This window comes from Beijerinckia sp. 28-YEA-48 (assembly GCF_900104955.1).
GTDB lineage: Bacteria > Pseudomonadota > Alphaproteobacteria > Rhizobiales > Beijerinckiaceae > Terripilifer.
In genome coordinates this window covers 2,175,594-2,192,432 of sequence record NZ_FNSI01000001.1, presented here as the reverse complement: position 1 = coordinate 2,192,432, position 16,839 = coordinate 2,175,594, and the positions used below count along the sequence as shown (strand labels likewise).

The 16,839-nt window shown below is 58.9% G+C and carries 14 protein-coding genes and 1 pseudogene; 7 read left to right on the top strand and 8 right to left on the bottom strand.

What is annotated here, in order from left to right:
• Window positions 1-2,193: an aldehyde oxidoreductase molybdenum-binding subunit PaoC gene (paoC, locus tag BLW50_RS10380; protein ID WP_090701366.1), complete on the top strand. Its 2,193-nt coding sequence runs from the start codon at window positions 1-3 to the stop codon at window positions 2,191-2,193.
• Window positions 2,194-2,410: 217 nt separating this feature from the next.
• Here paoC and BLW50_RS30665 read toward each other — a convergent pair whose 3' ends face one another.
• Entirely contained in the window at window positions 2,411-2,548 is a 138-nt protein-coding gene (locus tag BLW50_RS30665; RefSeq protein WP_210186065.1) for a hypothetical protein, read from the bottom strand.
• Window positions 2,549-2,947: 399 nt separating this feature from the next.
• Between BLW50_RS30665 and BLW50_RS10375 the strand changes: the two genes are divergently transcribed.
• The gene (locus tag BLW50_RS10375) at window positions 2,948-3,574 is read left to right on the top strand and encodes a ParB-like protein (protein WP_090701364.1); all 627 of its coding nucleotides are present in this window, start codon (window positions 2,948-2,950) and stop codon (window positions 3,572-3,574) included.
• A gap of 287 nt (window positions 3,575-3,861) precedes the next feature.
• Here BLW50_RS10375 and BLW50_RS10370 read toward each other — a convergent pair whose 3' ends face one another.
• The gene (locus BLW50_RS10370; RefSeq protein ID WP_090701361.1) at window positions 3,862-4,851 is read right to left on the bottom strand and encodes a Bug family tripartite tricarboxylate transporter substrate binding protein; all 990 of its coding nucleotides are present in this window, start codon (window positions 4,849-4,851) and stop codon (window positions 3,862-3,864) included.
• A gap of 187 nt (window positions 4,852-5,038) precedes the next feature.
• On the opposite strand from BLW50_RS10370, the gene BLW50_RS10365 reads away from it, so the two are divergent.
• Both BLW50_RS10365 and BLW50_RS10360 read left to right on the top strand, forming a co-directional pair.
• Window positions 5,039-5,974: a LysR family transcriptional regulator gene (locus BLW50_RS10365; RefSeq protein ID WP_090701358.1), complete on the top strand. Its 936-nt coding sequence runs from the start codon at window positions 5,039-5,041 to the stop codon at window positions 5,972-5,974.
• A gap of 141 nt (window positions 5,975-6,115) precedes the next feature.
• Window positions 6,116-7,162 (top strand): hypothetical protein, encoded by a 1,047-nt coding sequence (locus BLW50_RS10360; RefSeq protein ID WP_090701353.1) that lies wholly within the window; start codon window positions 6,116-6,118, stop codon window positions 7,160-7,162.
• An 84-nt stretch (window positions 7,163-7,246) separates the two neighbouring features.
• Here BLW50_RS10360 and BLW50_RS10355 read toward each other — a convergent pair whose 3' ends face one another.
• A complete protein-coding gene (locus BLW50_RS10355) occupies window positions 7,247-7,468 on the bottom strand; it encodes an alkylphosphonate utilization protein (protein ID WP_170850093.1) in 222 nt (73 codons plus the stop codon).
• A 113-nt stretch (window positions 7,469-7,581) separates the two neighbouring features.
• On the opposite strand from BLW50_RS10355, the gene BLW50_RS10350 reads away from it, so the two are divergent.
• Both BLW50_RS10350 and leuD read left to right on the top strand, forming a co-directional pair.
• Window positions 7,582-8,976 (top strand): 3-isopropylmalate dehydratase large subunit, encoded by a 1,395-nt coding sequence (locus BLW50_RS10350; protein ID WP_090701345.1) that lies wholly within the window; start codon window positions 7,582-7,584, stop codon window positions 8,974-8,976.
• Between the two features lie 7 nt (window positions 8,977-8,983).
• Window positions 8,984-9,589 (top strand): 3-isopropylmalate dehydratase small subunit, encoded by a 606-nt coding sequence (gene leuD / locus BLW50_RS10345; protein ID WP_090701341.1) that lies wholly within the window; start codon window positions 8,984-8,986, stop codon window positions 9,587-9,589.
• Here leuD and BLW50_RS10340 read toward each other — a convergent pair.
• The 3 genes and pseudogenes from BLW50_RS10340 to BLW50_RS10330 all read right to left on the bottom strand — a co-directional run bounded on the left by BLW50_RS10340 (window position 9,582) and on the right by BLW50_RS10330 (window position 12,671).
• Entirely contained in the window at window positions 9,582-10,580 is a 999-nt protein-coding gene (locus BLW50_RS10340) for a Bug family tripartite tricarboxylate transporter substrate binding protein (RefSeq protein ID WP_170850092.1), read from the bottom strand. The two genes, leuD and BLW50_RS10340, sit on opposite strands and share 8 nt — an antisense overlap.
• Window positions 10,581-10,690: 110 nt before the next feature.
• A pseudogene (gene tcuA / locus BLW50_RS10335) lies at window positions 10,691-12,232 on the bottom strand (FAD-dependent tricarballylate dehydrogenase TcuA); the annotation flags it as partial.
• Between the two features lie 292 nt (window positions 12,233-12,524).
• The gene (locus tag BLW50_RS10330; protein ID WP_210186064.1) at window positions 12,525-12,671 is read right to left on the bottom strand and encodes a hypothetical protein; all 147 of its coding nucleotides are present in this window, start codon (window positions 12,669-12,671) and stop codon (window positions 12,525-12,527) included.
• Window positions 12,672-13,184: 513 nt separating this feature from the next.
• On the opposite strand from BLW50_RS10330, the gene BLW50_RS10325 reads away from it, so the two are divergent.
• Window positions 13,185-14,906 (top strand): site-specific integrase, encoded by a 1,722-nt coding sequence (locus tag BLW50_RS10325; protein ID WP_090701329.1) that lies wholly within the window; start codon window positions 13,185-13,187, stop codon window positions 14,904-14,906.
• Between the two features lie 31 nt (window positions 14,907-14,937).
• On the opposite strand, the gene BLW50_RS30320 is transcribed toward BLW50_RS10325, so the two are convergent.
• Both BLW50_RS30320 and BLW50_RS10315 read right to left on the bottom strand, forming a co-directional pair.
• Window positions 14,938-15,984 (bottom strand): SIR2 family protein, encoded by a 1,047-nt coding sequence (locus BLW50_RS30320; RefSeq protein WP_139267563.1) that lies wholly within the window; start codon window positions 15,982-15,984, stop codon window positions 14,938-14,940.
• Window positions 15,985-16,014: 30 nt separating this feature from the next.
• Window positions 16,015-16,812: a hypothetical protein gene (locus BLW50_RS10315; RefSeq protein WP_090701322.1), complete on the bottom strand. Its 798-nt coding sequence runs from the start codon at window positions 16,810-16,812 to the stop codon at window positions 16,015-16,017.
• Between the last annotated feature and the right edge of the window lie 27 nt (window positions 16,813-16,839).

The window sequence follows — 16,839 nt, the reverse complement described above, 5'->3', positions numbered from 1 at the left end:
ATGCGCTTCGACACACCTTCCACAACCAATCCCATCGATCAGCTGAAGGTCATCGGCCAACCGCTCGACCGGATCGATGGCCCGTTCAAGACCACGGGCACGGCGCGCTATGCCTATGAACAGCATGATGTCGTGGCCAATCAGGCCTATGGCTTCGTCGTCGGCGCGGCGATCGCCAAGGGGCGTATCACCGCCATGGACCTCGCCGCCGCCAAGGCGGCGCCTGGCGTGGTGGCGATCGTCACGGCTGACAATGCCGGCAAGGTCAGCAAAGGCAGCTGGAACACCGCCGAACTGCTCGGTGGGCCGCAGGTTCAACATTATCATCAGGCCATCGCTCTGGTGGTTGCCGAAACTTTCGAACAAGCGCGCGCGGCGGCAAGCTTGGTGCGCGTCACCTACGCGCGTGATGAGGGTGCCTTCGATCTGGCTGCGGCGCGCGACACCGCGCCCCTGCTGCAAGGCGGCGATAACGGCGGCTCGGTGGGGGATTTCGCCGGCGCCTTTGCCGCAGCGCCCGTGCAGCATGACGCCACCTATACGACGCCCGATCAGTCCCATGCGATGATGGAGCCGCATGCGTCGCTGGCCGCCTGGGAGGGCGACAAGCTGACGGTCTGGACGTCGAACCAGATGATCGGCTGGGGCGCGCGCGATCTGGCCATCACTTTGGGCATGCCGCGCGACAAGGTTCGTCTGATCTCGCCCTATATCGGCGGTGGTTTCGGCGGCAAGCTGTTCGTGCGCAGCGACGTGGTTCTCGCGGCGCTGGGCGCGCGCCTCGCCAAGCGCCCGGTGAAAGTGGCGCTGACGCAGCCGCTGATCACCAACAACACCACCCATCGCCCCGCCACCATCCAGCGCCTGCGCATTGGCGCGACGGCAGACGGTAAGATCACCGCCATCGGCCATGAAAGCTGGTCTGGCAATCTGCGGGGAGGGCGGCCGGAGGCGGCGATCCAGCAGACGCGGCTGCTCTATGCTGGTGCCAACCGGCTGACGGCAACACGGCTCGCCGTGCTCGACCTGCCGGAGGGGCACGCCATGCGTGCGCCGGGCGAGGCGCCGGGCCTGATGGCCTTGGAAATGGCCATGGATGAGACGGCGGAAAAGCTCAACATGGATCCAGTCGCGTTTCGCATCCTCAACGACACGCAGGTCGATCCGGAACATCCCGAGCGCCGCTTCAGCCAGCGTCAACTGGTCGAATGTCTGCGGCTGGGCGCGGAGCGTTTCGGCTGGGCTGAACGCAAGGCGCAGCCAGCGCAGCTGCGCGACGGCCGCTGGCTTGTGGGCATGGGCGTCGCCGCCGGCTTCCGCAACAATCTGGTGACCACATCGGGCGCGCGGGTCCGGCTCGACGGGCGCGGCGTGGTGACGGTGGAAACCGACATGACCGACATCGGCACCGGCAGTTACACCATCATCGCGCAGACGGCGGCCGAGATGATGGGCGTGACCATCGACAAGGTGGTGGTGCGCCTGGGAGACTCGCAATTTCCCCTCTCGGCCGGTTCCGGTGGCCAGTGGGGCGCCAACATGTCGACGTCGGGCGTCTATGCCGCCTGCGTCAAGCTGCGCGAAGCCGTGGCCCAAAAAGTCGGCTTCAATTCAGACGATGCGGCCTTCAGCGACGGCTTTGTCCAGCAGGGCAATCGCCGTGTCTCTTTGGCGGAAGCGGCGGGCGCGGCGGGCTTGTCGGCCGAAGATAAGATCGAATTCGGCGATCTCAGCCGGCGCTATCAGCAATCGACCTTCGCGGCGCATTTCGTCGAAGTGGGGGTGGATGCGGCAACTGCCGAAGTCCGCATTCGCCGGATGCTCGCCGTCTGCGCCGCCGGCCGTATTCTCAATCCGAAGTCGGCCCGCAGCCAGGTGATCGGGGCGATGACCATGGGCGTCGGCGCCGCGCTGATGGAGGAACTGGCGGTCGACAAGGGCCGGGGCTTCTTCGTCAACCACGATCTTGCTGGATACGAAGTGCCGGTCCACGCCGACATCCACGACCAGGAAGTGATCTTCCTCGACGAGGTCGATCCGATGTCCTCGCCGATGAAGGCCAAGGGCGTCGGTGAGCTGGGTCTGTGCGGCGTCAGCGCGGCGATCGCCAATGCGATCTACAATGCCACCGGCGTGCGCGTGCGGGACTATCCGGTGACATTGGATAAGTTAATTACCAAGCTTCCGGCCTAATAAATCTTTTTGATACAGTATCTTACATGTGTTCAGCAGGCAGGGCGGCAGGGTGTCGTTTCCGGAAAACGGTCAGCTTCTTGTAAGCCCGGCTCCCTAGCCTGAGACGTGGCGATAAGCAGTCCCCATTGTGGTTCGCCGCACACTGCACAACCAACTGGGCCCCGTTGCCGCCAGGCAGCGGGGCTTTTCCATGTCATGTCATGCACGGGGCATTTTATTGGATGGTCGGCACCAGATAGCTCTGTTCTGGCGGCTCGGCGGGATCCTCTGTCGCCATCACAATCACCAGTGCGGACAAGGCGAGCACCGCCACGACGGCCATAGCCAGAAACAAAATTGCGCGATCCGACATAAATCCGGCTGACCTCGTTCTCGACACCTCGCCCAAGTGTTCTTGATTCTCCTGACAACAAGCTTGCAGGAATCTGGCCGGGGTCTGGAATGCACAGGGGCTTTGATGGAGACGCTTGGTCTGATTGCCCCCGCTAAAGGTCAGCAGCCGGTCAGATCCATGGGCTTACATGCCGATGCCCAAGCTCCGTTCAGCAGGGGCAAACCGTGGCCATCGCCGCTCCACAACGGTGCGCCACCTCGCCCTGCCATCCTCCCTGCGGTGGCAGGGCCTGCTTTCCTCGCGACCGAAACACCAGCGTGCGATCGATCCGGCGATTTGCCTGATCGAATAAAGAATGATTTGAATGGCCTTGGGGCCGCTCCAGTTTCCGCACGATGAAACAAGAGGTGTTCGATCATGGCCAACACGCGTGAGCCGAAAATCCATCCGGTCCCGATCTTGGCGCTACGCCCGACACAAATGACCGTCGGCATGCGCGAGGTCAAAGAGAAGCGCCAACGCTGGCGCGAGCACAAGTCCAAGAAGAAGCAGTCCGAACTTCTCGGCAAGCACATGATCCCGGTCGTCCTGGGCCCGGACGGGCGCTATTACGTCGTCGACCATCATCACCTGACGCGGGCGCTCCACGACGAAGGTGTCAAAGACATCCTCGTGGCCATCATCGGCGATCTGTCCATGGTCAGCCGCGATGCTTTTTGGGGCGTGATGGACAACAAGCGCTGGGCCTATCCTTATGATGCCAAGGGTGAGCGGCGGCCATTCAAGGATCTGCCGAAATCCGTGGTCGACCTGAAGGACGACCCGTTCCGCAGCCTGGCTGGCGAACTGCGCCGTGCCGGCGGCTTCGCCAAGGACACGACGCCGTTTAGCGAGTTCCTCTGGGCCGATTTCCTGCGCCGCCAGATGCCCGGCAAGCTGGTCGATAAAAACTTCGATAAGGCGCTGGAAAAGGCGCTGGCGGCGGCCAAGAGCCACGACGCCATCTATCTCCCAGGCTGGTGCGGGCCTTCTTCCGACGATTAAGACAAATTGCATTTCGGTCGAAACGCAGTTTTGCCCGGGATCCTTGCGCTGATGCGTCTTTGTGGCGTTTGACTGAGCCAAACTGCAAACCGCTATTAGCGCGCAAGACGAGCTTTTTGCAGGCTGTCAGCTTCGTGTCAGGCTAGCAGCCTAGCCTTGGCAGTGGCGGAGCAGTCCCTAATGTTATCGCCAACAGACTACGAGCCCCGTTGCCCCCCAGGCAGCGGGGCTTTTGCGTGGGAACCGCCGAAGCCTCCAGCATCGCAGCGGAAGGATAGTGAAAACGGCTATCCCTGCGGCTCGATCTTGGCGAGACGAACGTACTCGCGCCAGTCGTCGACTTCCTTGCGCCAATACTGCTGCGCTTCCTCCGAGCCAATGATCCAGGGGTCGCTTGCGATCGAGCCGAGGAACTTCTTGCCGTCCTCGCTGGCGATGATCTGCGCAAAGCCGTCGCGAAGCTTCTCGACGATTGGCTGGGGCGTACCCGTGGGCACCATGGCGCCCCACCAGCTGACGAGATTCATCTTGTAGCCGAGCTCTGTCATGGTCGGATATTCCGGCGCGGATTTCAGGCGCTCGCCCGTGGCAACGGCGAGGATGCGAATCTTGCCCTGCCTGGCCTGGATCGTGGCGAACACCGGATCGTAGATGGCGTAGTCGACTGCGCCACTGGTCACATCGTTGAGCGTGTCGGCGGTCGTCTTGTATTGAATCTCGACGGACGACAATCCGCCGGTCGTCTTGTACATGGCGCCAACAACACGAGCCGGTGGGTTGGTGGTCGCGTAACTGGCTTTATCGCCCTTTTCCTTCATCGCCTTGGTCAGTTCATCGACGGTCTTGTAAGGGGAGGAGATGCTGACCGCGATCATCATCGGCATGCGGTTGATGGTCGTGACGATTTGCAGCTGCTTGATCACATCGACGGTGGGAGTCTTGAATATGTGCATATTGGTCGCCAATGCGTCGCCGCTGGTGACATAGACGGTGTAGCCGTCTGGCTTGGCGCGCGCGACATATTCGGTCGCGATATTGCCGATGGCGCCTGGTTTATTCTCGACAATGACGGTCTTTCCAAGGATCGCCTGCATTTTGTTGGCGAAGAAGCGGACGATAATGTCCGCGCCGCTGCCGGCGGCGAAGCCACAGATGAAATGCACATTGTCGGAAGGGTAGGCTGGAGCCTGTGCCTTCGCGCCATTTGGCGGCAGCAACAGCAGTGTCGCGAAGATGGTGGCGGACAGGGGACGTAAGAGGCCCTTGAGTGTGGTCATTTCTCCCTCCGGTGAAGGCCATGCTGATGCAGCGGACTTGATTTTCAAGTCTGACCTGTCACTGGAGACAAGCGTCTACCGGATCGTCTGGACTGCGTAGCGGCAATCTGGAATTGTCTGCATTCTAGATTGGAACGGAAGGCTTGGGCTGAGGGGAGCCCTTGCCTCTGGGTGAGGACGGGAGCGCATGGACGAAAGCAATATCAGCTTGCGGCATCTGCGCGTCCTCGCCTTGCTGCTGGAAGTTCGGAGCCTGACGCGCGCCGCGCAGATCCTTGATACGACCCAGCCGACCGTCAGCAAGGCGCTGACCAAGCTGCGTGCCCATTTTGGCGATCCCTTGTTCGTTCGCGTCGGCTTGGCGATGCATCCGACGCCGCGCGCGCTCGATCTGGCAAAGCCATTGAAGGATTTGCTGACGACCTCGGACGTCATGCGCGCCTCTTCCGCCGCGTTCGATCCGCAGGCATCCTCGCGCGAATTCTCCATGATCGTTACGGAAGTTGGCATGGCGCAGCTGGTGCCGCCGATCATCGCCTATCTGGAAAAGCAGGGACTGGGCCTGCGGCTCAAGGCCATGCCGCTCGACTCGCGGCCCATCGAGGCGCGCCTTGAAGCCGGCGAGGCGGATGTTGTGGTGGGCGTATTTCCCGGTGCCACGGCCAACATGCGCCGCCAGCGGCTCTACACCGACACCTACATGAGCGTGGTCCGTAGGACGCATCCCCGCGTTGGAAAGCTGGTCAGGCCGGAAGCCTTCTTGCGCGAACGGCATGTGATCGTGACGTCGTCTCCCACCGGACATGGCGCGCATCAGGCGCTGGAACGTGTTTTCGCCGCCAAGCTGGACCCCGATCGGGTCCATGTGCGTGTGCCGAGCTTCGTGACGAGCGCCATGGTTGTGAGCAAGACCGATGCCGTCGGGACGCTCCCGGCGCGGCTGGCGATGTATCTGGCGGATGATCTCAAACTCATGCCGTTTGCGACGCCATTGCCATTGCCGCGCATTGAAATCAGCCAATTCTGGCACGAGCGCGTGCAGCAGGACGCCGGCCATCGTTGGTTTCGTTCGACGTTGCGCACCTTGTTTGGTACATCGGACGGCTCCAAGGGCAAAGGCTAGGCCGCCCGCCGTGCGCCATTTCGGCTGAATTCCAATTCGGCATGCCAATAATTCCGATATAGAACTGGCTTATGTGACGGGAGTTGGCGGAAACTGAAATCAAGCGCAGGAAGCATTGGCAAATGGACAGGGAGGTCCGCCATGGCGGATGTTACGCAGGCAACAAACGTCCAAGGCGCATTGCTGGTTGGCAGCGTTCCACTCGCTGATTCCGAGACGGTCTTTAGATTTGCCAGCGAAAACCTTGGCCGCCATCTCAAGCGCATTCCCGACGGGGAAACCGGCGCGCGGATCAATTGGACGCAGTGGCAGCACGACGTGTTTAACGCCGTTCCGGCGCTGACGTCGGAGATATTCGATATGGGATATCTCAAACGCCCAAAATTCCGGCTTAAGCCTGGAGCTACCGTTGATGACGTGAAGTTTCCACCCTTGGGCTACGCCGCCGCGGCCGAGGCGTCCTATGTGTCGTTCAAGGCGCTCAAGGAGGCTGGCAAGATCGGGCGCGATACGAAGTTCCAAGTCTGCCTGCCGACGCCGATCGCACCCGCGACTATTTTCGTCTTCCCGGAAGATCAGCCCAAGTTGGAGCCGCTCTATGAAGCTGCGATGCTGGCGGAGCTTGACGCCATTGTCGCGGCCATCCCCGCCAGCGATCTTGCAATCCAGTGGGACACGGCCATTGAATTCGCCATTCTTGAAGGCGTGATGCCGCATGCGTTTAAGAACCCCGAGGCCGACATCATTTCGCGGCTGGTGCGCCTCGGCAATCACGTGCCTGGCAACGTCGAGCTCGGCTTTCATCTTTGCTATGGTGACAGCGGCGGCCGTCATTTCAAGGAGCCGGAAGACACTTCGAAACTCGTCTCCGTCGCCAATGGTGTCGTGCGTGGTTTGACGCGCAAACTCGACTGGCTGCACCTGCCGGTGCCGAAGGAGCGCTCCGACGCGAAATATTACGAGGCGTTGGGCGGTCTGAAGCTACATCCGGAAACGGAATTGTTCCTCGGTCTGGTTCACATGACGGATGGCGTCGAAGGCACACGCAAGCGTATCGCCGCGGCGCTGAAGTTCGCGCCCCGATTTGGCGTTGCGACGGAATGCGGCTGCGGACGGCGCAAGCCGGACACATTGGTTGAGCTGATGCGCATTCACCGCACGGTGAGCGACGCGGTCGTCAGGGGCTAGCTGCGCGATCAGCAATGGACCGTGAGCCCCGTTGCCGATGCAGCGGGGCTTTTGCGTGGGTGCGCCGTATTCCGGGCGGTCATGTCACGCCTTCTTGAGAAACTCCGTCTTCAACACCAACCCTTTGACCTGTTTGGTATTGCATTCGATTTCCCCAGGGTTCCCCGTTAGGCGGATGCCCTTTATCGTGGTTCCCCGTTTGAGTATCTCGGAGGTGCCCTTGACCTTGAGATCCTTGATCACCATCACGGAATTGCCGTCGTTGAGTTGATTGCCGTTGCAGTCCCGCACGATATTGTCGCTCACGGATGTCTCTTCTTTCATTCTCTGAACATCTATAGAATCATATCCCAACAAGACCGAACCGGTCAGCAATAATCAACAAGCCAGCGCCTCAGGCCGGCGAGAGGAAACGCGCGATGGGCGAGAGCCTGTTTGACAAGATCTGGTCGCTGCACCGCCTGGCCGAGGACGAGGGTGGCAAGACGCTGCTCTATATCGACCGGGTTGTCGTCGACGACGTGCGCGCGCCGCAGGTCCTCAAAAATCTGGAGCGGCGCGGCTTGGCCATCCGCCGTCCGGATTTGGCGGTGGTGGTGATGGATCATTCGGTGCCGTCCTTTCCACATCTTGCGGCGGGCAGCAGCGCCTTCATCGATGCCGCGCGCGAGGCAGCGCGGCGCCATGGGTTGCGGCTTCTCGATGTCGGCGATGCGGAGCAGGGGATTTCCCATGTGGTGGCGCCTGAAATCGGTTTCGTCCTGCCGGGCGCGACGTATCTGTGTGTCGACAGTCATTCGCCCACCGTCGGCGGGATGGGCGCCTTGGGCCTGGCGTGCGGCAGTTCGGAGCTGGAACATGTGCTGGCGACGCAGGCCATGTGGATGCGCAAGCCGCGTCAGATGCGGATCAGTCTTGAGGGGACCCTCGGCATAGGCGTGTTCGCGAAGGACGTCATCCTGCACCTGATCGGTAGGTTGGGCCTCGAAACGGCACGCGGCGTTGCCTTGGAGTTTTCGGGCAGCGTCGTGGCGGCGATGCCCGTCGAGGCGCGGCTCACACTCTGCAACATGGCGGTGGAGCTGGGGGTGCGCACCTGTCTCATCGCACCAGACGAGAAAACGTTTTCATGGCTTGCGCAGCGTCGCCTCGCCCCGCGCGGTGATCTTTGGACCAGGGCGCGGGACGATTGGCGGCATCTGGTGTCCGATCCAGACGTCGTCTTCGACATCGATCTGAACTTCGACTGCACGGCGCTTGAGCCGCAAATCACCTGGGGCACGTCGCCGGCGCAGGTCGCGGCTATCTCCGGCCGTGTGCCGACGGCGGCGGCGCAAGCGGGACTGGATGAGGCAAGTTGGCAACGCTCCCTCGGCTATATCGATCTGGCGCCCGGTGCCCCGCTCGCGGGCGCGAAGATCGACCGCGTCTTCATCGGCTCCTGTACCAATGCGCGTCTCAGCGACCTTGAGACCGCGGCGCAAGTCCTCGTCGGCCGAAAGGTCGCCGATCACGTCAAGGCCGTCGTGGTGCCAGGCTCGCGCGCCGTGGCGCGACAGGCGGAGCAACAAGGTTTGGGCGATGTCTTTCGGCAAGCCGGCTTTCTCTGGGGGGAGCCCGGTTGTTCCATGTGCGCCGGCGGCGGTGGCGAGAAAGTCGCGGCGGGAGAAAGAATCGTGTCCACGACCAATCGCAATTTTGAAAACCGGCAAGGGGCTGGTGTGCGGACCCATCTGGCAAGCCCCGCGAGCGCCGCGGCCGCAGCCGTCATGGGACAGATCAGCGATCCACGACCGCTGCTACGGGGGCGATAGGAACGCCATGGAGAAGTTTATTCGCATTCGTGGCGCTGCCGCGCCGCTCCTGATCGACAATATCAACACCGATCAGATCACGCCGGTGCAGTTCATGCGCTCCTTGGAGCCTGACTACCAGGCCGGGCTTTTCGCCCGCTGGCGCACCGATCCGAACAATCCCTTCGTGCTCGATCAACCCCGCTTCCAGCGCGCGCCGATCCTTGTCACCGGCCGTAATTTCGGCTGCGGCAGTGCGCGCGAGGTGGCGGTGTGGGCGCTTGCCGCCCATGGCGTGCGCTGCATCGTCGCGCGTAGTTTCTCCGAGGTTTATCGTGAGAGCCTGATCAAGAACGGCATGCTGCCGGTCGTGCTCGATGCCGTGCTTTCTCCCGCGTTCGAACGTTGCGTGACCGAGGTGGATGGTCAAGCGTCGTTCGAAGTCGATCTTGCGCGCGGCAAGATCACGAGCCCGGATGGAATGGAATTTCCCTTCGCGATCGATGCGGGCGAGCGCACCACCTTGCTCGAAGGCCTCGATGATGTCGCCGTCACGTTGCAACATCGCGCGCTGATCGAAGCCTGGGAAAGGAACGCGGGTGCGCGCCGGTCCTGGCTGCAACGGATCAGTTGACGCCCATGATGGTGCCGACATGCTTGATGATCTCCGGCGTCGGCGAGCCGGCCTTGGCGAACAATTGATCGAGAGCTTCGCCTGATTTTGGATTGAGATCGAGATTGCGCTTGCGCGCGTCGGCGATCATCTCTTCGCTCTTCATAGTGGCATCGAAGGCCTGGCGCAGGATTGCTATGCGCTCATCCGGCACACCAGGAGAGACGACATAGGCGGTGCCGAATTCGGAGGGGAGGGCAACGAAATCCCACATCGCCTTCTTCTGTGGGTCGTCGATCAAATCGCGGATCTTGACGACGCCAGGAATGTCGGAGAAGTCGAGCCCGGCGATGATGTTGATCTTCTTGTCGCGCAGCCAATCCGGGTGCAGGCTTTGCAGGGTTGAATAGGCAATCGTCGAGACTTGCACCTCGCCCTGCTCAAGCGCGACGGCGGTGGGGCCGGAACCCATGAAGCCGGGAACGATCTTCATCTTCGTTCCAAGAATTTCATTGATCAGCACAGGCTGGATCGTTGTGGTGGAGCGGCGCGCCGAGGTCGCCAGGACGGTTTCCTTGGCTTTCAGATCGTCCAGCGTCGTCACGCCGCTGCTGTGCCAGGCGACCAGGGCGCGTCCGAAATCGCTCATCCGGCCGATGAAATGGAATTTCGCCGGATCGAACTTCGCCGCTTTTGGTTCCACGAAAGGGGTCACGAAGAAGTTCGGCATGGCGACCGCGATGATGGTTCCATCCTTCGCGCCGGCATTGGCGACGTAATCGATGGCATTGACGCCCCCAGAGCCCGGCCGATGTTCGATCACAACAGCGGGATTGCCTGGAATATATTTGCCGAAATGGGTCGAAAGGAGTTGCGCATAGGAACTGAAGCCGCCGCCCACTTCGCTCCCGACGACGATCTTAAGCTGCTTGCCGCGATAGAAATCGCTTTGCGCTTGCGCCGATCCCGCCGCGACGACCATCATCGTCAGCGCCAATACGCCTATCCTCATTGTTCTCTCCCATCGTGCCGCTTGTGTTGTCATCGATTCAAATCGAAGTCGCGGTTGTGGTAGAAAATCAGCTTATGGTCTGGCTTTCAACACTGGCGATTGCGGAACCTCTAAGCGTTGCCGCCGACAACCGCCTGCGCCGCCGCACGGCCAGCGATCCGGCCGAATACGGCAGCCGACATCAGGCCTGAGCCGCCGGGATAATTGAAGTAGAACAGGCCGCCCACCATTTCGCCCGCCGCGTGCAGACCTGTGACACGCTGCCCACCTTCATCGAGCACGCAGCAGTCCGCATCGACCCGCAGGCCGCCGAAGGTGAACGTGATGCCGCAGGTCACCGCATAGGCCTCGAACGGCGGCTGGGTAATGGCGAGCGCCCAGTTGGATTTCGGGATGGCGAGGCCGTCCGTGCAGCGGCCATCTTTCTTGCCGGGATCGTAAGGAATGTCCGTGCGCACCGCCGCGTTGAAGGCTTTGATGGTGGCAAGACAAGTATCGCGCTTGATGCCGTCGAACTGGCCGATCAATGCTTCCAGACTATCAGCCTTGAAGCGCGCCGATTGCTTGACGCGATATTCGCCATGCAGCCGTGCGGCGCCGTGCTTGTCGAAGATCTGCCAGGCGACCTGGCCAGGCTGGGCCAAGATGGCGCGTCCGAGCTTGGCATAGGTGAGCGCGCGGATGTCGGCGCCTTCGTCGAAGAAGCGTTCGCCGTCGGCGTTGACGACGATGCCTTCGAGATAGTCGTCGCGCTTGAAGATGGTTCCATATTCGAGTTCGTTGACGTCGGGCGCGTTGAGGTCCCAGCTGGCCGAATGGCATCCCGACCAATTGCCGTATGGCATCGCGCCATGCTCAAGCGCCATGCGCAGGCCATCGCCCGTGTTGAAACGCGATCCCCGCACCTTGGCGAGATCCCATGAGGGGCCGAGATAGCGCGTGCGCCATTCGGTGTTCGCCTCGAAGCCGCCGCAGGCGAGAATGACGCGCCGTGCGCGGATGGTGATGTCCTCGCCATCCCCACGGGCGATGACGCCGCTGACGCGGCCCGCTTCATCGATGAGCGACAGGGCTTTGGTTCGATAGAACACACGCGCGCCACGCCGCTCGGCGGTGCGAAACAAGGCCTCCGACGCCCCTTCGCCCGCGCCATAGACTTCCAGCGCCGATCCGCCGGAGAAGCGGATGCGTCCGTCCGGCAGTTTGAATTGCCATTCGTACAGCGGCAGAAAACGTAGGCCCTGTTGTTGCAGCCAGAACAGTGTGTCGCGGCTGTTCTCGATCAACATATCGGCCATGTCGGGATCGCTGCGATATTGCGTAACGCGGGCGAGATCGTCGTAATATTGCTCGCGCGCATAGGCGCCGAAGTCCGCGCGTTCGCGCTCCGCCCTGCTCAGGCCACCGACGAGCGCATCGATATCCTCGACGCCATGATAGACCGCGCGGATGGCGCCGTTGGAAAAGCGCGTATTGCCACCGCGTTCGGTCTCCGGCGCCTTTTCCAAGATGATGACCGATGCGCCGACGTCGCGCGCCGCGATGGCCGCGCTCAGGCCGGCCATGCCGGCGCCGACGATGAGCACGTCGGTGTCTTCAGCCTTGGATGAGGGCGCCATGTTCACTCCCGATATGTTTTTTTGTTTGGGCGCCTGAGGCGCTCCGCGAACCTATCGTCTAAAGCAAATCACGTTTCGGTAGAAACGTGATTTGCTTAGATCCTCTTATTTGGACGCGTCTTCATGGCGCTCGACGATTCCGTCGAGCAGTGAAACGCTATAGCCCCGCGCTTGGGCGAGCGGATAGGCGCGCTGCCAACTGTTTAATGGCGCGCGGAAGCGGGGAGTGCCGTTTGGGACAAAAGAGTGGGGGCAAAGATCAGGGCAAACGATCCGCCGCCAGGCACAGCGTCAGCGGCGGAATTCGTCGGATATGAACGGGCTTCTAGTGGCTTTGAGCCAGCAGTTCGCGGCGATCCTGCGGCTCTTCTTCTTCCAGAATGTGGGGGTTTTCCACAACGCGAGCGCATAACGCATATAGCTTGAGCACGCGGTCGATCTCTTTAGCATCGGCTCTCAGAAGCGTGTTCATGAGCCTGAACGCGATCTCTTCTCTCGTTGTCGGCGCGACTTCGTCTCTATACGACATATTCTTCCCCAGCTCGATGAAATGTCTCTGGAGGCGATATCTGGCGGATTGCAGATTAGCCGGGCTGTGCGCTGCCACACAGATCTGACCGCCCCGAAGTGCGACATTTCTATACTTATGGTCCTGAGGGGTGAGATTAGGCGTTCAAGAGCGTCGGCGCATACCCCAAATGGGTGATGTCCGATGCCGGGGCGGTTTCGCCGTTTCTCAAGGGCAGATGGCTGGCGCAACCGATGCACAGTCGCCAACCGGCAACGCCGCAGCCCGAAGGTCTGACGACACGTCGATGAGAGGCGATGGTTTTACGGCTGATTGGAGTGGCTGGGGAACCTGGATTGATAGTGCTATAAACGTAATTTATTGATATGAAATAGAAAATAGTAAAATCAGATACTTGGATATTGAAAATGCTACAAAAGTCTGCTACAAAATGGAAGAAAATTTAGAGGCTTTTCGATGGATTACCTGGTTCGGCGAAATGGGACCTACAGCGTGCGGGTGACTGTGCCGCCGGATCTTCGGGAAGTGGTCGGAAAGACCCAAATCTGGCGCAGCCTGAAAACCAAAGAGGCGGTAAAGGCGCGGCGGCTGGCCCCGATCGAGCGCGACAGCATTCAGCGTGAGCTCGACAGTTATAAGAAGCGCGAGCTAACCCCCGCCGAGGCCGAGGTGCTTATCTACAAGCGCTATACGGAGCTTTTGGCGGCGGACGAGAAGTTCCGGCTGGAGCTTCCGACCGAGGCCGAGTTTGATGCTATGTGGCGCGAGCTTGAGAACGAGTTTGGGGAATACTCGATCGAAGCATGGCGCATTTTCAGCATGGTTCGCGACGAGATCGAGGCCGAGCGCACCGGGCGAGCGAATGGCGTTGCTGCGAGGCTGGCGGGGCTCAAGGTTGATCTTGCGCGTGGTGAAACCCGCTCGGTCGAGACGGTCTTGGCTGAGACGGCAGGGCAGGAGCGCATTCAGCTACCGGAGGGGCCACGGTATCGGCAGTTTGCGCAGCATATGCAGCGGGCAGAAATCGAAGCCCTAAAGCGCAGCATCGAGCGCGATGCCGGCGATTTCACTGGTGCGCCAGTCGATCCCATTATTGTCCCGCCAGCGGGCAGGGCTCTGAAAGCGAAGCCCGGCGAAACAATCATGGAATTATATGATCGCTTCCACCGGGAGAGCAAAGCAAACGCCAGCGACGACACATGGAAGCAGAACCGCCGGATCATGGAGCATTTCGTTAGCTTCGTCGGTAACGATGCGCATATCTCGATTATGTCGCGCTCCACTATCCGCGATTGGAAGGCGAGGCTGGCTGAGTTCCCGGCAAGGGCGCAGCAGATTGCCGTATTTAACGGGCTGAGCTTTGCCGAGATCATCGAGAAGAATAAACGGGCAAAGAAGCCCGTTCTTAATGCAAAGACGATCAATCGGAACCTGGCGGCGGTAGGGAGCTTCGCCGGCTGGCTTCTCGCGAACGATTACATTCAGAATGATATCATGTCGAAGATGTACCTTTCGGTCGATAAGACCGTGAAGATGGTGCATCCGTATACGACGCGACAGATTAGGACGATGTTGCGGTCGCCGTTATTCAATAGCTGTGCGGGTGACGGCAAAGAGTATCAGTCGGGCGATGTTCAAATTCGCGACTGGCGTTTCTGGCTACCGCTGATTGCTATGTATTCTGGGGCGCGGCTAGGCGAGCTTGCGCAGATGGACATCAACGATCTGCGCCAGATCAACGGTATTTGGTGCTTCCACCTGACGACAGAAGGCGGACGGGGGAAGCGCATTAAGACGAAAGGTTCGGAGCGCGTCGTGCCGGTTCACCCTGAATTGATTGCGCGCGGGCTTATTGAGTACCGGGAAGCTTTGAAAGCAAGACGGCAGAAGAAGCTGTTTCCCGAACTTGTGCCGGATGCGCGGGGCTTTTGGAGCGGTGTGCCGTCGAAGTTTACGAACAAGTATCTACGGGCGATTGGGATTAAGCGCAGTAAGGCGCATAACGTTCACTCATTGCGCCATACGGTTGCAGACGCGTTGCGCAATGCAGGGTTTATGGACGAACAGTTCGGGCCGCTCTTCGGACATACGAAGGCAACGACAACACAAAAGTACGGGATTGTTTCAGAGCTAGATCTGACCACGCGCCGGAAGATGGTCGAAGCGATTGCTTATTGATCGTGAATAAACGCATTTTAAATTTTGATGTTTAAGAGAAAAAATTTGTCCGATACTCGCTCATAAGTGTTGAGCAGGGCTGACCAAAGCCTTTTTGGAACATCCTTACAACGTCCGCATGTTGGCCACCCGTGAAGACTACCAAATTGAGATCAGTAAACCACTCTCTCAGAATTAAAGATTCTGCATCTAATGCGGCGGTCGAAGACAACCCTTTATTTGAATAATAAATTCTGCGGTCCAAATTAGAGAGAAGCGGGTCTGGGGCTATCAGGCGAATATTTTGTTCATGGAATCCGAAGCCTAAAAATATGATGTTTCTTGCTTCTGACAAAGACTGACGCGCGCTTCTCAGTTCCGAAGGCAATTCTTCCATCCGCTCCATAAAAGTTCGGATGCGTTGCGATGCGTCTAAAGCATTGGCCGCACCGAATGGCTGGCCTTGATCAGCGTCACGCCATGGCAGGGGCCCCAGGCTTCCATAGGGATGGCAAATTCTAAGCTTTTTCATAACCGACGCGGCGATCTCTTCGCTCCAGTCAAAATGCCATTGAAGAGTATGGAACAAAAAGTGTTCAACGCAACGGTCATAGTTGAAGTCTATGATCGTCAAATTGTCGAACAGCGTTGAGGCTTCGCCGTCTGAGGCCGAGATGCCAGACATTAAGCCGACAGCGAGGGAATGATACCAACTAGCTAAAACCTCTTTAGTATTATCGAAGCGGGGCGGCTCAGTTCTATACATCAAATACGAACTGCTTTCGGCCGCCATGATTGAATGTGCGATAGCTAGTTTGCCCGCCCTCAAGATGTCCGTATTGCGGGCGTGGGTGAATAAAAAATTATCGATAGAGACGCTCCAATCGAGGCCGAGAGATATTCGGCGACAGCCTTCAAGTAGAGAATCTTGGACTTCGCGAATTCGATGATCGTCGAAAAATGATAAAAGAGAAGGGAGCTCCCCTCCTTGTCTCGATGTTAGAACTTTTATTTGTTCGGAAAGCTCTGTGCCGGTGGGTAAATTTCCTTCTTTACTGGCACCGGCGCCGAGGATTAAAACTGTTTTTTCCTTTAACATTGCGCCTCACCTTCCTTGATCCTAAAGGTTTTACCCCCAAGCACCTTCAGGAGTTCCTATACGTCTCATGGGTTCCGTCCAATCTAAATTGATGATTTGGTGGAAATCAAAATTTGTGTCGATCAATTTTCGTGTCAGTCCCGGATACTTCTTAGAAATAACTCGCCAAGCATTTTGATGCTTCTGTCTGACCTCCCCGGACAGCTTTAGATTCTCAGCGTGGCGATATGTATTTTCCAAATAGCGCAGCATATAAGCCGTCCACCAGTACATTCCGGTCGATTCTAACGGCACACCGGAAAGCGGATAGTCGCGGTATTGAGCTTGCGCGTCTCTTAAGTGCTGCATGACATGCACGTAGTAGGTTCGCGCATCGTATTGAGTGAGATCAAAAAATTTGCAGTAGGGCGCCAGTTTTGCGTCTAAAAAGACACCTGTGCATTTAATGGATTTTTCTCGCTCATAACATTCGACAAGCGCGTCTCCATAATATGATTCAAAATGCCGAAGCTTCTTGTACCGGAAGAAACCCTTGGTGATGAATGCGCGTATGTGAACATCGCTGCTAATCAATCGATAAAAAAGAAACTGAGCATATTCTGTAAGCCACATTAATGCTTCGATCGGTCTCTTTGCCCACTCATCATGATCAGTGAACACTATTACGGTATCGGAAAATATCATGCAGCGAAAATCAGTCGTCCCATGGGCCGGTAGTTCGTCGATAATGTCGTAGATGCTTTGGATGTCGTAGCCAGATTTAATCAAATCTCGGAAGCCAAGAATATCGATGTAGAGGAAAAAACGCTCTTCTCTGGGCGCACTCATTAGACCTCCTGACAATCAAGCGCCGGG

What these genes read in the sequence shown, in the direction of transcription:
- BLW50_RS10315 (WP_090701322.1), bottom strand. Translation starts at nt 16,812, where the DNA reads ATGAGTGCGCCCAGAGAAGAGCGTTTTTTCCTCTACATCGATATTCTT.
- BLW50_RS10370 (WP_090701361.1), bottom strand. Translation starts at nt 4,851, where the DNA reads ATGACCACACTCAAGGGCCTCTTACGTCCCCTGTCCGCCACCATCTTC.
- BLW50_RS10325 (WP_090701329.1), top strand. Translation starts at nt 13,185, where the DNA reads ATGGATTACCTGGTTCGGCGAAATGGGACCTACAGCGTGCGGGTGACT.
- BLW50_RS30665 (WP_210186065.1), bottom strand. Translation starts at nt 2,548, where the DNA reads ATGTCGGATCGCGCAATTTTGTTTCTGGCTATGGCCGTCGTGGCGGTG.
- paoC (WP_090701366.1), top strand. Translation starts at nt 1, where the DNA reads ATGCGCTTCGACACACCTTCCACAACCAATCCCATCGATCAGCTGAAG.
- BLW50_RS10340 (WP_170850092.1), bottom strand. Translation starts at nt 10,580, where the DNA reads ATGAGGATAGGCGTATTGGCGCTGACGATGATGGTCGTCGCGGCGGGA.
- BLW50_RS10365 (WP_090701358.1), top strand. Translation starts at nt 5,039, where the DNA reads ATGGACGAAAGCAATATCAGCTTGCGGCATCTGCGCGTCCTCGCCTTG.
- BLW50_RS30320 (WP_139267563.1), bottom strand. Translation starts at nt 15,984, where the DNA reads ATGTTAAAGGAAAAAACAGTTTTAATCCTCGGCGCCGGTGCCAGTAAA.
- leuD (WP_090701341.1), top strand. Translation starts at nt 8,984, where the DNA reads ATGGAGAAGTTTATTCGCATTCGTGGCGCTGCCGCGCCGCTCCTGATC.
- BLW50_RS10360 (WP_090701353.1), top strand. Translation starts at nt 6,116, where the DNA reads ATGGCGGATGTTACGCAGGCAACAAACGTCCAAGGCGCATTGCTGGTT.
- BLW50_RS10375 (WP_090701364.1), top strand. Translation starts at nt 2,948, where the DNA reads ATGGCCAACACGCGTGAGCCGAAAATCCATCCGGTCCCGATCTTGGCG.
- BLW50_RS10330 (WP_210186064.1), bottom strand. Translation starts at nt 12,671, where the DNA reads ATGAACACGCTTCTGAGAGCCGATGCTAAAGAGATCGACCGCGTGCTC.
- BLW50_RS10350 (WP_090701345.1), top strand. Translation starts at nt 7,582, where the DNA reads ATGGGCGAGAGCCTGTTTGACAAGATCTGGTCGCTGCACCGCCTGGCC.